Origin of the sequence: Enterobacter sp. CPE_E1241 (assembly GCF_045618265.1) — a bacterium.
Taxonomy (GTDB): domain Bacteria; phylum Pseudomonadota; class Gammaproteobacteria; order Enterobacterales; family Enterobacteriaceae; genus Enterobacter; species Enterobacter adelaidei.
In genome coordinates this window covers 3,809,349-3,823,462 of the sequence record NZ_JBIWYV010000001.1, presented here as the reverse complement: position 1 = coordinate 3,823,462, position 14,114 = coordinate 3,809,349, and the positions used below count along the sequence as shown (strand labels likewise).

Annotated in this window: 16 protein-coding genes; 13 read left to right on the top strand and 3 right to left on the bottom strand. The window is 54.9% G+C overall.

Features of this window, described 5'->3' with window-relative positions:
- Nucleotide 1: 1 nt before the first annotated feature.
- A complete protein-coding gene (locus ACJ9Y9_RS18725; protein WP_028016869.1) occupies nt 2-1,045 on the bottom strand; it encodes an aminopeptidase in 1,044 nt (347 codons plus the stop codon).
- A 246-nt stretch (nt 1,046-1,291) separates the two neighbouring features.
- On the opposite strand from ACJ9Y9_RS18725, the gene cysG reads away from it, so the two are divergent.
- The 13 genes from cysG (at nt 1,292) to rpoS (ending at nt 12,370) form a co-directional block, all read left to right on the top strand.
- Nucleotides 1,292-2,641 carry a siroheme synthase CysG gene (gene cysG / locus ACJ9Y9_RS18720; protein WP_161788400.1) on the top strand — a complete coding sequence of 450 codons (1,350 nt, stop codon included), beginning with the start codon at nt 1,292-1,294 and terminating at the stop codon, nt 2,639-2,641.
- Between the two features lie 9 nt (nt 2,642-2,650).
- Nucleotides 2,651-3,559 (top strand): sulfate adenylyltransferase subunit CysD, encoded by a 909-nt coding sequence (cysD, locus tag ACJ9Y9_RS18715; protein WP_028016867.1) that lies wholly within the window; start codon nt 2,651-2,653, stop codon nt 3,557-3,559.
- 9 nt (nt 3,560-3,568) lie between these two features.
- Complete coding sequence (cysN, locus tag ACJ9Y9_RS18710; RefSeq protein ID WP_028016866.1) at nt 3,569-4,993, top strand: sulfate adenylyltransferase subunit CysN; 1,425 nt, start codon at nt 3,569-3,571, stop codon at nt 4,991-4,993.
- Nucleotides 4,993-5,598, top strand: coding sequence for an adenylyl-sulfate kinase (cysC, locus tag ACJ9Y9_RS18705; RefSeq protein WP_028016865.1), 606 nt, complete (start codon nt 4,993-4,995; stop codon nt 5,596-5,598). Before cysN ends, cysC begins: the two co-directional genes overlap by 1 nt.
- 58 nt (nt 5,599-5,656) lie before the next feature.
- Entirely contained in the window at nt 5,657-5,983 is a 327-nt protein-coding gene (locus ACJ9Y9_RS18700; RefSeq protein ID WP_028016864.1) for a DUF3561 family protein, read from the top strand.
- A gap of 165 nt (nt 5,984-6,148) precedes the next feature.
- Entirely contained in the window at nt 6,149-6,460 is a 312-nt protein-coding gene (gene ftsB / locus ACJ9Y9_RS18695) for a cell division protein FtsB (protein WP_008499609.1), read from the top strand.
- A gap of 19 nt (nt 6,461-6,479) precedes the next feature.
- On the top strand, nt 6,480-7,178 hold the full coding sequence (ispD, locus tag ACJ9Y9_RS18690) for a 2-C-methyl-D-erythritol 4-phosphate cytidylyltransferase (RefSeq protein WP_028016863.1): 699 nt from the start codon (nt 6,480-6,482) through the stop codon (nt 7,176-7,178).
- An 11-nt stretch (nt 7,179-7,189) separates the two neighbouring features.
- Nucleotides 7,190-7,669 carry a 2-C-methyl-D-erythritol 2,4-cyclodiphosphate synthase gene (gene ispF / locus ACJ9Y9_RS18685; RefSeq protein WP_028016862.1) on the top strand — a complete coding sequence of 160 codons (480 nt, stop codon included), beginning with the start codon at nt 7,190-7,192 and terminating at the stop codon, nt 7,667-7,669.
- Nucleotides 7,666-8,715: a tRNA pseudouridine(13) synthase TruD gene (gene truD / locus ACJ9Y9_RS18680; protein WP_028016861.1), complete on the top strand. Its 1,050-nt coding sequence runs from the start codon at nt 7,666-7,668 to the stop codon at nt 8,713-8,715. Before ispF ends, truD begins: the two co-directional genes overlap by 4 nt.
- The gene (surE, locus tag ACJ9Y9_RS18675) at nt 8,696-9,457 is read left to right on the top strand and encodes a 5'/3'-nucleotidase SurE (RefSeq protein WP_028016860.1); all 762 of its coding nucleotides are present in this window, start codon (nt 8,696-8,698) and stop codon (nt 9,455-9,457) included. The genes truD and surE overlap by 20 nt, the downstream gene beginning before the upstream one ends.
- Entirely contained in the window at nt 9,451-10,077 is a 627-nt protein-coding gene (locus ACJ9Y9_RS18670; protein WP_023333224.1) for a protein-L-isoaspartate(D-aspartate) O-methyltransferase, read from the top strand. Before surE ends, ACJ9Y9_RS18670 begins: the two co-directional genes overlap by 7 nt.
- Nucleotides 10,078-10,193: 116 nt before the next feature.
- Complete coding sequence (gene nlpD, locus ACJ9Y9_RS18665; protein WP_028016859.1) at nt 10,194-11,318, top strand: murein hydrolase activator NlpD; 1,125 nt, start codon at nt 10,194-10,196, stop codon at nt 11,316-11,318.
- A 59-nt stretch (nt 11,319-11,377) separates the two neighbouring features.
- The gene (gene rpoS, locus ACJ9Y9_RS18660) at nt 11,378-12,370 is read left to right on the top strand and encodes an RNA polymerase sigma factor RpoS (protein ID WP_008499600.1); all 993 of its coding nucleotides are present in this window, start codon (nt 11,378-11,380) and stop codon (nt 12,368-12,370) included.
- A gap of 53 nt (nt 12,371-12,423) precedes the next feature.
- Here the strand turns inward: rpoS and ACJ9Y9_RS18655 are convergent, their stop codons facing one another.
- Nucleotides 12,424-12,801 (bottom strand): DUF4440 domain-containing protein, encoded by a 378-nt coding sequence (locus tag ACJ9Y9_RS18655; protein WP_028016858.1) that lies wholly within the window; start codon nt 12,799-12,801, stop codon nt 12,424-12,426.
- Entirely contained in the window at nt 12,798-14,006 is a 1,209-nt protein-coding gene (locus ACJ9Y9_RS18650; RefSeq protein ID WP_028016857.1) for an MFS transporter, read from the bottom strand. Before ACJ9Y9_RS18650 ends, ACJ9Y9_RS18655 begins: the two co-directional genes overlap by 4 nt.
- Between the last annotated feature and the right edge of the window lie 108 nt (nt 14,007-14,114).

Genomic DNA, 14,114 nt, shown 5'->3' with positions numbered 1-14,114 from the left:
ACTAGGCCTTATTAGATTTCGCCAGCTCCTTCACCAGCGGCAGCATCACCTTCACTACATCACGACTGCGGTGTTCAATCCGCTGCGGCAGTGCGCTATCAATGTGTTGCTGATTATCCAGCATCACGTTATGCCAGCTAATCCCGTCCGGGAAGGCTTTCGATTTAGCCCGCTGCTGATAGCCATCTTTCTTCCCCAGTGCCCAGTTAGTTGCTTCCACATACAGCACCGGAATACCCGCTTTATCGAACACCTCACCATCGTTACAGCAGCCTGTTCCTCGCGGATAATCAGGATTGCCGCCTGGGTTACTGGTGGCATAGACCCCATGGCTGCGGGCAATCGCCAGTGCCCGGTCGCGCGTCAATTTTCGCACGGTACCCGGCGTACTTTGTCCGCTGTTGAAATAGAGCTTATCGCCGACGATCAGGTTATCGAGGTTGATCACCAGCAGGGTATTTTTCTTCTCTTTGGCGCTCATGCGCTTCAGGAGATTCTCAGCGCCGAGTTTGCCTTCTTCTTCACCACTGGTGGCAACGAAACGAATCCCGTATTTAGTCGGTATATCCTTCATTCGTTCTGCCAGTTCGAGCATCACGCCCAGACCTGCGGCGTTATCATCCATACCCTGCAGCGTCAGACCACCGAGATTGTTATCAGTATCGGTGTCGCTCATTGGGGCGTAGGTATCGAGGTGCGCCATAATAATGATCTGCTCATCCGCGCTACCTTCGTGAGCCGCAATAACCGTACTACCTGTCACGTTATGCCAGTTTTTGGTTTTATTGCGTGAGGTATAGATATAGCGGCTGTGAAACGTGCGGATATCGCTCTGGTAACCCATGTCGGCAAACTGCTGACGAATATAGTCTGCGGAGAGCATTTCCGCGGGGGAACCGGTCATGCGGCCAGGAAATACGGTGGCAATATGTCGCGCCTGCGTATTCGCGATTTCACCGTACGGTTGATTTTTTGCCTGAGCCGGAAGGATGAAGCAAACGCCGAGCGCCAGGGCAGCAATACGGTGGCGCGTTGCGGAAAACATAGTGAGTCCTTAAAAAACAGAGCAAAATTTTAACCCGCCTAGTATGAAACTGTGATCGTCCATACACAATTTGAATTGCTCTTAAATGCCCGAAATTTCGCGTGTTAAGCACTTTTTGATATTTGCTTTTTCATGGCGTTATTCCATTGAGTAACTACTCATTCCAATTCGTAATTTCATTCGGTCTAAGCCGCCCCCTATAGTCCCTTTATTCCTCGTTGTTAGTGAGTTGCTGCTGTGGACTATCTGCCCTTATTTGCTGCGATTAAAGATAAGCCGGTGCTGGTTGTTGGCACAGGTGAGATTGCCGATCGCAAAATCGTATTTCTGCAGCGCGCAGGGGCGCAGGTGCGAGTCGTTGCAGGGGCGGATTTCGATGAATCACAAATCGACAGCGTGGTGCTGGTGATTGCGGCGACGGAAGACCGCGAGCTGAACCGACGGATCTCAGATGCTGCTCAGGCGCGTTACCGTCTGGTGAACGTGGTGGACGATCAGCCTTTATGCTCCTTTATCTTCCCGTCGATTGTTGATCGCTCCCCGCTGCTGGTCGCTATCTCCTCCGGTGGTACCGCACCGGTCCTGGCGCGCGTATTGCGGGAAAAAATCGAAGCGCTGTTGCCAACCAGTCTCGGACGTATGGCAGAGAAAGCGAGCTACTGGCGCAATCATCTGAAAACCCGACTGACCAGCGTGACGGAACGTCGTCGCTTCTGGGAACGCGTTTTTCGCGGCCGCTTTGCCAGCCTGATGCATGCCGGCAATGAGACAGCGGCGCAGAAAATTCTTGAAGACGAACTGGATAACCCCGGCAGCACCGGCGGGGAGATCATTCTGGTAGGCGCAGGGCCGGGCGATGCAGGGCTCCTGACGCTGCGCGGCCTGCAGGTGCTGCAGGACGCGGACGTGGTGTTCTACGATCACCTGGTTACTGACGGCATACGCGAACTGATTCGCCGCGATGCCGAGCAAATCTGCGTTGGAAAACGAGCAGGGGAGCACTCTGTTCCGCAGCACGACACCAACCAGATGCTGGTTGACGCCGCCAAAGCGGGCAAAACTGTGGTTCGTCTGAAAGGGGGCGATCCTTTCATTTTCGGTCGTGGCGGCGAAGAATTGCAGGCAGCAGCCGAAGCGGGGGTGCCGTTCCAGGTGGTTCCTGGCATCACGGCGGCTTCTGCGGTAACGGCTTATGCCGGTATTCCGCTGACCCACCGCGATTACGCCCAGAGCGTCACCTTTGTGACCGGCCACTACAAGGCCGACAGCACGCCGTTCGACTGGTCCCACCTCGCCCAGAGCCGTCAGACGCTGGCGATTTACATGGGCACGATGAAGGCGGCGGACATCAGCGAACAACTTATTCAGCACGGTCGCGAGGCGAAGACACCTGTTGCCGTTATTTCTAGCGGTACGCGCGTCGATCAGCACGTTGCTATCGGCACCCTTGACGATCTTGCAACCCTGGCGAAAGACGCCCCTATGCCCGCCTTGATCGTGGTGGGGGAAGTGGTGCAGCTGCACAGCACGCTCGCCTGGTTTCAGCACACAACCGACACAGAAGGCTTTGGTTCTTCTGTTATAAATTTGGCTTAAGGAACGGTTATGGACCAAAAACGTCTTACTCACCTGCGGCAGCTCGAAGCGGAAAGTATCCATATTATCCGCGAAGTGGCCGCCGAGTTTTCTAACCCGGTGATGATGTATTCCATCGGCAAAGACTCCAGCGTCATGCTGAATCTGGCGCGTAAAGCGTTTTACCCGGGTACGCTGCCGTTCCCGTTGCTGCATGTGGATACCGGCTGGAAATTCCGCGAAATGTACGAATTCCGCGACCGTACCGCCAAAGCCTATGGCTGCGAATTGCTGGTGCATAAAAACCCGGAAGGTGTGGCGATGGGCATCAACCCGTTCGTGCACGGTAGCGCCAAGCACACTGACATCATGAAAACCGAAGGGCTGAAGCAGGCGCTGAACAAATACGGTTTTGATGCGGCCTTCGGCGGCGCGCGTCGTGATGAGGAAAAATCCCGTGCGAAAGAGCGTATCTACTCTTTCCGTGACCGCTTCCACCGCTGGGACCCAAAAAACCAGCGCCCGGAGCTGTGGCACAACTACAACGGCCAGATCAACAAAGGCGAAAGCATTCGCGTCTTCCCGCTCTCCAACTGGACCGAGCTGGATATCTGGCAGTACATCTATCTGGAAAATATCGAGATCGTTCCGCTGTATCTGGCCGCTGAGCGTCCGGTACTGGAGCGCGACGGGATGCTGATGATGATCGACGACGATCGCATCGACCTGCAGCCAGGTGAAGTGATCAAAAAACAGATGGTGCGTTTCCGTACCCTCGGTTGCTGGCCATTGACCGGTGCGGTGGAATCCAGCGCACAGACGCTGCCGGAGATCATCGAAGAGATGCTGGTGTCGACCACCAGTGAGCGACAGGGGCGCGTGATTGACCGCGACCAGGCAGGCTCCATGGAGCTGAAGAAACGTCAGGGTTATTTCTAAGGAGCCGCCATGAACACGACCATTGCTCAACAAATTGCCAAAGAAGGCGGCGTAGAAGCTTATCTGCACGCGCAACAACATAAGAGCTTGCTGCGCTTTCTGACCTGCGGCAGCGTGGATGACGGGAAAAGCACCCTGATTGGCCGTCTGCTGCACGACACGCGTCAGATTTACGAAGATCAGCTCTCTTCCCTGCATAACGACAGCAAACGTCACGGCACCCAGGGTGAAAAACTCGATCTGGCCCTGCTGGTGGATGGCCTGCAGGCGGAGCGCGAGCAGGGCATCACCATTGATGTGGCTTATCGTTACTTCTCTACCGAGAAGCGCAAATTTATTATCGCCGACACCCCGGGGCACGAGCAGTACACCCGTAACATGGCGACCGGTGCCTCCACCTGCGATCTGGCGATCCTGCTGATCGACGCCCGTAAAGGCGTGCTCGATCAAACCCGTCGTCACAGTTTTATTTCCACGCTGCTGGGGATCAAGCACCTGGTGGTGGCAATCAATAAAATGGATCTGGTGAATTTCAGCGAAGAAAAATTCGACGAGATCCGCCAGAGCTACCTGACCTTTGCCGAACAGCTGCCAGGTAACCTGGACATTCGTTTTGTGCCGCTCTCGGCGCTGGAAGGCGATAACGTCGCGTCCCAGAGCACGAACATGCCGTGGTACAGCGGCCCGACGCTGCTGGAAGTGCTGGAAACTGTCGAAATTCAGCGCGTGGTTGATACCCAACCGATGCGTTTCCCGGTGCAGTACGTGAATCGTCCGAACCTCGATTTCCGTGGTTTTTCAGGCACTATTGCATCAGGTTCTGTGAAAGTGGGTCAGCGCGTCAAAGTGCTGCCATCTGGCGTAGAATCGGCTATTGCCCGTATTGTCACTTTTGACGGTGACCTGCCGGAGGCGGGAGCCGGTGAAGCGGTGACGCTGGTGCTGAAAGATGAGATTGATATCAGCCGCGGTGACCTGCTGGTGGATGCGCACGAAACGCTGACGGCGGTACAGGGCGCGTCCGTGGATGTGGTGTGGATGGCCGAACAGCCGCTGACCGCTGGGCAAAGCTACGACATTAAAATTGCGGGCAAGAAAACCCGCGCCCGCGTGGACGGTATTCAGTTCCAGGTGGATATCAACAATCTGACCCAGCGTGACGTCACCGAGCTGCCGCTGAACGGCATCGGCCTGGTCGATCTGACTTTCGACGAGCCACTGGTGCTGGATCCGTATCAGCAAAACCCGGTCACGGGCGGGCTGATCTTTATCGACCGTCTGACTAACGTCACCGTCGGTGCCGGGATGGTGCGCGAGCCTAACGAACAGGCCGCCGTGACGTCTGAGTTCAGCGCCTTCGAGCTGGAACTGAATGCGCTGGTGCGTAAACACTTCCCGCACTGGGGTGCGCGCGATCTGCTGGGAGGGAAGTAATGGCTGCTCATGATGAGAACGTCGTCTGGCATCCTCATCCGGTCACTGTCGCTCAGCGTGAGCAACTCCACGGTCACCGTGGGGTTGTGCTGTGGTTTACCGGGCTGTCGGGTTCCGGTAAATCCACGGTAGCGGGGGCGCTGGAAGAGGCGCTGTATCAGCAAGGCGTGAGCACATACCTGCTGGATGGAGACAACGTGCGCCATGGTCTGTGCAACGATTTGGGTTTCAGCGACGAAGACCGTAAAGAGAATATCCGTCGGGTAGGGGAAGTGGCGAGCCTGATGGCGGATGCCGGGCTGGTGGTCCTTACTGCGTTCATCTCTCCGCACCGGGCAGAGCGCCAGATGGTGCGTGAGCGCGTTGGGCAGGATCGCTTTATCGAAGTGTTTGTCGATACGCCGCTGGAGATTTGTGAAGCGCGCGATCCGAAAGGGCTGTACAAGAAAGCGCGTGCGGGTGAACTGCGAAATTTCACGGGAATAGACGCAGTATACGAAGCGCCTGAATCGCCTGAAATTCACCTGGAAGGTCAACAATTGGTAACAAATTTAGTAAGCCAATTATTAGACCTCCTCAGACAGGACGATATTATCAGATCCTGAGACGGTATCGTTTGGGCGCTATTTACCCGAGCGATGAGTCATGGTCACAGGATTAGCTATGCGCAACAGTGAAAACTACATCATTACCACCGGGTCGGAGCCGATAGCGACCGACGACGAGACGACCTGGTCATTTCCTGGGGCCATCGTCGGCTTCGTCTCGTGGTTACTGGCGCTGGGTATCCCGTTTCTCATTTACGGCGGTAATACGCTGTTCTTCTTTCTCTACACCTGGCCATTCTTCCTGGCGCTGATGCCCGTCGCGGTTGTCGTCGGCATTGCGTTGCATTCGCTACTCAATGGCAAACTCCTTTACAGTGCCGTGGTCACGATTGTGACGGTGGTCCTAATGTTTGGACTGTTATTTTTGTGGCTCATGGGCTAACTTCAGCCATAATTCAAACCGTAACCAACTGTGTGACGATATTGTGCAGGGCGATTCTGCGGAAAAAATGTGGTACATTTGCCCGCGATATTGCGGCATCTCTGTACCCCCGGCGTAGTGCCCTGGGGCGTTTTGGGATGATGATGCCGTTTTTCAGGGGGCAGGATGGGTAAACTAACGCTGCTGTTGCTGGCTTTGCTGATCTGGCTGCAATACTCGCTGTGGTTCGGTAAGAACGGACTGCACGACTATAGCCGGGTGAGCGATGACGTTGCGGCTCAGCAGGCAACAAACGCCAAACTTAAGGCGCGAAACGATCAACTCTTTGCTGAAATTGATGACCTCAATGGCGGGCAAGAGGCGATTGAGGAACGCGCACGCAATGAACTCAGTATGACTAAGCCGGGCGAAACTTTTTATCGTCTGGTTCCGGATGCGTCTAAACGCAATCAGGGCTCAGCACAAAACAATCGATAATCAGGCCCAGGATTACGACATGGCAGTAACTTTTTCGGACGTATGCGCCGTGGTGCCGGCCGCAGGTTTTGGCCGGCGCATGCAGACAGAATGTCCCAAGCAATACCTCTCAATTGGCGATAAAACGATCCTCGAACATGCTGTGGCGGCGCTGCTGGCGCATCCACGTGTGAAGCGTGTGATCATCGCTATCAGCCCGGGTGATGCGCGCTTCGCGCAGTTACCGCTGGCAAATCATCCGCAGATTACCGTTGTCGATGGCGGTGCCGAGCGCGCCGATTCCGTGCTGGCGGGCATTCGGGCCGCCGGGGATGCACGGTGGGTGCTGGTGCATGATGCCGCGCGTCCATGCCTGCATCAGGACGATCTTGCGCGCCTGCTGGCCCTGAGCGAAACAAGCAAGGTTGGCGGGATTCTCGCCGCGCCGGTGCGTGACACCATGAAACGCGCTGAGCCGGGTAAACGGGCTATCGCTCACACCGTTGATCGCGTCGATTTATGGCACGCGCTGACGCCACAATTTTTCCCCCGCGAATTACTCCATGACTGCTTAACGCGTGCGCTTAAAGAAGGTGCGACCATTACGGACGAAGCCTCAGCGCTGGAGTATTGCGGTTTTCACCCTGAGCTTGTTGAAGGACGTGCTGATAATATAAAAGTGACGCGCCCTGAAGATTTACAGCTCGCGGAATTTTATCTTACCCGTTCGACCCATTAGGAGAAGGCATAATGCGAATTGGACACGGTTTTGATGTACACGCCTTTGGCGGAGAAGGCCCAATTATCATTGGCGGCGTACGTATTCCTTATGAAAAAGGGTTGCTGGCGCATTCTGATGGCGACGTGGCATTACATGCATTAACCGATGCATTACTCGGTGCTGCTGCGCTGGGTGATATTGGCAAGCTTTTTCCTGACACGGATCCGGCCTTCAAAGGTGCGGATAGCCGTGCGTTGCTGCGTGAAGCCTGGCGTCGTATTCAGGCCAAAGGTTACACCCTGGGCAACGTCGATGTGACGATCATCGCTCAGGCACCAAAAATGTTGCCGCACATTCCTCAGATGCGCGTGTTTATTGCTGAAGATCTGGGTTGCCATATGGATGACGTCAATGTCAAAGCAACCACCACTGAGAAACTGGGCTTTACCGGCCGCGGCGAAGGGATTGCCTGTGAAGCCGTGGCGCTGCTGATGAAGGCGAACGCATGACAGACTTCGACAATCTGACATACCTCCACGGTAAACCGCAGGGGAACGGGGTGCTGAAAGCCAGCCCCGAAGACTTCCTCGTGGTCGAGGATCTGGGGTTCGCGCCCGATGGCGAAGGCGAACATATCCTGGTGCGCATTCTGAAAAATGGCTGCAATACCCGCTTTGTGGCCGATGCGCTGGCAAAATTCCTCAAAATTCATGCTCGTGAAGTGAGTTTTGCCGGCCAGAAAGATAAACACGCCGTCACTGAACAGTGGCTATGCGCACGCGTTCCCGGCAATACGATGCCTGATTTAAGCAAATTTGAGCTTGAAGGCTGTAAGGTACTGGAGTACGCCCGCCATAAACGCAAATTGCGTCTGGGCGCCTTGAAAGGTAACGATTTTACGCTGGTGCTACGCGAAATCACAAACCGCGATGACGTCGAGAAGCGTTTGGCTGCTATCAACGCCGATGGCGTGCCTAACTACTTTGGCGCTCAGCGCTTTGGTATTGGCGGCAGCAACCTGCAGGGTGCGCTGCGCTGGGCACAAAGTGATGCGCCCGTCCGTGACAGGAATAAACGCAGTTTTTGGTTGTCTGCGGCGCGTAGTGCGTTGTTTAATCAGATTGTGAGCGAAAGGCTGAAAAAACCGGACGCGAATCAAGTTGTTGTTGGCGATGCGCTACAATTAGCGGGACGCGGAAGCTGGTTTGTGGCAACGGCCGAAGAAATGGCCGATGTTCAGTCGCGCGTGGATGCCAAAACGCTGATGATTACCGCCGCGTTGCCCGGTACGGGCGAGTGGGGGACGCAGGGCGATGCGCTGGCTGCGGAGCAGTCTGCCGTTGCGAATGCACAAGAATTACAATCATTGCTGGTGCGAGAAAAAGTCGAAGCAGCACGCCGCGCGATGCTGCTCTATCCGCAGCAGTTAAGCTGGAACTGGTGGGATGACGTAACCGTCGAGTTACGCTTCTGGCTGCCGGCAGGTAGCTTTGCCACCAGTGTTGTCAGGGAACTTATCAACACATCGGGTGATTATGCGAATATTGCTGAGTAACGATGACGGGATCCACGCGCCGGGCATTCAGACCCTGGCGAAACACCTTCGCGAATTTGCGGATGTGCAGGTCGTGGCCCCCGATCGTAACCGCAGTGGAGCGTCTAACTCACTGACGCTGGAGTCGTCGCTTCGCACTTTTACCTTTGAAAATGGCGATATTGCCGTGCAGATGGGCACGCCGACAGACTGCGTATTTCTGGGCGTGAACGCGTTAATGCGACCGCGCCCGGATATCGTCGTCTCGGGTATTAACGCCGGGCCAAATCTCGGCGATGACGTGATTTACTCCGGTACCGTGGCAGCCGCAATGGAAGGACGACATCTGGGGTTCCCTGCCCTGGCGGTCTCGTTAAACGGTCACACGCATTACGACACCGCAGCCGTGGTGACCTGCTCGATCCTGCGCGCGCTCAGCCGTGAGCCGCTGCGTACCGGGCGCATCCTCAATATCAACGTGCCGGATCTCCCTCTGAATGAAATTAAAGGCATTCGCGTCACGCGATGCGGAAGCCGGCACCCGGCCGATCAGGTGATCCCGCAGCAGGATCCACGTGGGAATACGCTTTACTGGATCGGTCCTCCCGGCGATAAGTGCGATGCGGGTCCTGATACCGACTTTGCCGCCGTGGATGAAGGCTATGTTTCGGTTACACCGCTGCACGTAGATTTAACCGCGTATAGCGCGCATGATGTGGTGTCGGGCTGGCTGGATCGCGCAGGAGTGAACGCGCAATGGTAAACAAACGTGTACAAACTCTTCTGGAACAACTACGCGCGCAGGGGATCCGCGACGAGCACGTGCTTGAAGCGCTCGCTCAGGTTCCGCGTGAGAAATTTGTAGACGAGGCGTTTGAACACAAAGCGTGGGAAAACGTGGCACTGCCTATTGGGCAGGGCCAGACGATTTCGCAGCCCTACATGGTGGCGCGCATGACGGAACTTCTGGAGCTGACGCCCGACTCCCGTGTACTGGAAATTGGCACCGGATCGGGGTATCAGACCGCCATCCTGGCGCATCTGGTTCATCATGTGTGCTCCGTTGAGCGTATTAAAGGTTTGCAGTGGCAGGCGCGTCGTCGCCTGAAACAACTTGATTTACATAATGTTTCGACACGACACGGTGATGGATGGCAGGGTTGGAAGGCTCGCGCCCCGTTTGACGCTATCATCGTGACGGCGGCCCCGCCTGAAATTCCTGCAGCCCTGTTGTCGCAGTTGGATGAGGGGGGCATTCTTGTTTTGCCTGTCGGGGACGAGCAGCAGCTTTTGAAGCGCGTTCGTCGACGTGGCGGCGAGTTTATTATCGACACCGTGGAAGCCGTGCGTTTTGTGCCTCTGGTAAAGGGGGAGTTGGCCTGAGACTCGGAATTATCCAGGGTTATTAAGGCAAATTCAGCGTATGGTGTGGCGCGAAAGAGTCGTGCCTTCACGGTAAATTTTAAGTCACTGGTAGTTAACACATTCCTGGGGGATAAATGAGCGCGGGAAGCCCTAAATTCACCATTAGCCGTGTTGCGGCATTATCACTGGTTTCGCTTTGGCTGGCAGGCTGTACAAGTTCTAACAACGCGCCTGCGCCCGTCAGTTCCGTCGGCGGAAACAGCGGCTCCGGTAGCACGTCCAGCGGAATGTTGATCACGCCGCCACCTAAAATGGGTACTGCTGCGCCGCAGCAAACACCACAAATTCAGCCTGTGCAACATCCTGTTACACAGCCAATGCAGGTTCAGCCAGTTGAACAACCTGTCCAGACCCAAAATGGCCGCATAGTTTATAACCGTCAGTATGGGAACATTCCTAAAGGCAGCTATACCGGCGGCAGTACCTATACCGTGAAACGCGGCGATACGCTGTTCTACATTGCGTGGATTACCGGGAACGATTTCCGTGACCTCGCCCAGCGTAACAACGTTCAGGCGCCGTATGGACTGGAAGTGGGCCAAACGCTTCAGGTTGGCAACGCCACAGGCAAGCCACTTACGCCAGGTAACACCGTTTCTGCGGCCGATGTGACTGCACAAAATAACAGCGTTAAGCCTGCACAAAAATCCACCACAGTGGTTGCTTCACAACCTGTAATTACGTATTCTGAGGATTCAGGTGATCAGACTGCTAACAAAATGTTGCCGAATAATAAAGGGACTGCGACTGTTGTCACAGCACCCGTGACGGCACCTGTGGTTAGCTCTACTGAACCGACTGCCAGCAGTATGACGTCCAGTTCGCCAATTTCTACATGGCGCTGGCCAACTGACGGCAAGGTTATCGAAAACTTCTCTTCCTCCGAAGGTGGAAATAAAGGGATCGATATCGCAGGGAGTAAGGGACAGGCTATCATCGCGACCGCAGATGGACGTGTTGTATATGCCGGTAACGCTCTGCGCGGTTACGGTAATCTTATTATCATCAAACATAACGATGATTACCTGAGTGCCTACGCCCATAACGACACAATGCTGGTCCGGGAACAACAAGAAGTTAAGGCGGGGCAAAAAATCGCTACTATGGGTAGCACCGGAACCAGTTCTACACGCTTGCATTTTGAAATTCGTTACAAGGGGAAATCCGTAAACCCGCTGCAGTACTTGCCGCAGCGATAATTTGACGGGGCATGCCAGCCAGGGTGTCTCGTTCAGGGATCACGGGTAGGAGCCACCTTATGAGTCAGAATACGCTGAAAGTTCATGATTTAAATGAAGACGCGGAATTTGATGAGAACGGAGTAGAGGCTTTTGACGAAAAAGCCTTAGTAGAAGAGGAGCCCAGTGATAACGATTTGGCTGAAGAAGAGCTGTTATCGCAGGGTGCCACACAGCGTGTACTGGACGCGACTCAGCTTTACCTTGGGGAGATTGGTTACTCCCCACTGTTAACGGCCGAAGAAGAAGTCTATTTCGCACGTCGTGCTTTGCGTGGTGATGTTGCCTCGCGTCGTCGCATGATTGAAAGTAACTTGCGACTGGTCGTGAAAATTGCTCGCCGTTACGGCAATCGTGGTCTGGCTCTGCTGGATCTGATTGAAGAGGGCAACTTAGGCCTCATCCGCGCAGTTGAGAAGTTTGACCCGGAACGCGGGTTCCGTTTCTCAACCTACGCGACCTGGTGGATTCGTCAGACCATCGAACGGGCCATTATGAACCAGACCCGTACGATCCGCCTGCCGATTCACATCGTCAAAGAGTTGAACGTCTATCTGCGTACCGCACGCGAGTTGTCCCATAAACTGGACCACGAGCCAAGCGCAGAAGAAATTGCCGAACAACTCGATAAACCGGTTGATGACGTAAGCCGTATGCTGCGTCTCAACGAGCGCATTACCTCGGTTGACACCCCGCTGGGTGGCGACTCCGAAAAAGCGCTGCTGGACATCCTGGCCGATGAAAAAGACAACGGTCCGGAAGACACCACGCAGGACGATGACATGAAACAGAGCATCGTCAAATGGCTGTTCGAACTGAACGCCAAACAGCGTGAAGTGCTGGCGCGTCGTTTCGGTTTACTGGGGTATGAAGCTGCAACACTGGAAGACGTCGGCCGCGAAATTGGCCTGACCCGTGAACGTGTTCGTCAGATTCAGGTTGAAGGTCTGCGCCGCCTGCGTGAAATCCTGCAGGGGCAAGGTCTGAATATCGAAGCGCTGTTCCGCGAATAAGCAACCTTTCGTCAAAAAAAGGCCCGTCGTGAGACGGGCCTTTTTCTTTTTTTCTACGGCTGTGCCGTTTCGTGCAGCAAACGCCACGTGATCAAATCACCTTCCAGATTAAGCAGGGCGGTTGACCAGCGCACGTTGACCGGGTGATCGGGACGAGTTTGCGTCTCCCGGTAGTGAAGCAGCGCTCCGTGGCTCCATGTCTGTCGAGTTGTTAATTCATCGATGACGATCTTCAGTCCGGGACGGCTTCCGCGCTGTTTTTCCAGAAAGCTGACAAGACCGTCATAGTCGATATGGGTCCCCCCAGGCGGGACCATCAAAAAATCAGGCCGGAAACGGGCGAGCAGTGCGTCAATATCACCTTCGCCATTACCTAACCAGCTTTCGAGCGCAATGTGGAGGTCGATAATCTCTTGTTCGAAAAGCGTCATGAATTCTCCTGTCGCAGTTGTGTTAGCACCTGCTTATTGTTAAGACGAAAAGCATACAGTACGGGCAATAAGGTGATGCCTGCGGCAAAAATAAACATCCCGTGCCACGCGGCGAGAGGTGTCAGATATACCTGGGCCACGTTCAGCATTTGTGCCAGTAGCAGGGCTCCGGCAAAAAAGCTCAGCTGGCGATTAAGATTCCACAGGGCGCTGGCATCCGGCATCTCTTCCCGGCGCGTCGTCAAAAAAGCACTACTCTGAGCTGTGCTGCTGCAAAGACTGCCTCCTGCTCCCATCAATACAAACGCAACAGTCGGTAACAGCGCTGTTGTGGCTGAGTTGACGTTGAGCAACAGCAAAATGCCCAGCGCCTGCAGCAGGCAACCCGTGACAATAAGTGGCCGAGGACCGATGCGGTTAAAGTAGCGGCCCGTCGCTGTGATCGCCATGAATGATGCCAGAGACCATGGCAGCATGAGCATTCCCGTTTCGGCAGGCGTCATGTTCGCTTCGTTCTGAAGATAAAACATACCCGTTACGTTCACCCCAATAAACATGCCGGGTACACATAAATAGACCAGCATGGAAAAACGCAGAAGCGGGTCCAACAGCAAAGGCAGATTTAACAGCCTGGTCGCTTTCATCGGTGGCATTTCGTGTTTCAGCCACAGGGAGGCCAACATAAACGTCACCACCGCAACGGGAAGGGTGGCAAAAAATATCCACCGCCAGCTTAGCATCTGCACCAGAACTCCCCCGATTGCAGGCGAGCAAGCGGGAGCAAGCAACGCCACCAGCATGACCGCTGAAGAAAGTCTGGCACGCTCGTGGGGCTTATACTGTTGCCAGGTCAGTGCTTGTCCGACGGGGATCAATAAGCCTCCTCCCACTCCCTGCAGTACTCGCCAGGCAATCAGGCTTTCCAGTGAGGAAGACAAGCCTGCGGCAACAGAGGTCGCGCTGAACAGTAAAAGCGAGAGCAGGATGACGCGCTTTGGCCCGATGCGGCGTGTCAGCACGGTGCTAAAGGGGATCACCAGCGTCAGCCCGGCAATATACCCGTTACTGACCCAGGCAAGTGCTGAAGGCGTAGCGTTAAACGTGTGCGCTATTGCCGGAAAGGCGACACTGGCAATAAACATGTTGATCAAATCAAGAAAAAAGCCCATTAGATAAACAACGGCGACTTTGCTGCGATACGTCATGGCGGTTCCTCCCGTGAGGTGGCGTATCGTAGCGGCCCGGGAGGTACGGATAAATGCGACAAAGCGAGATATACTGTCAAACACATTTTGACAGTAAAAAGAGTGACG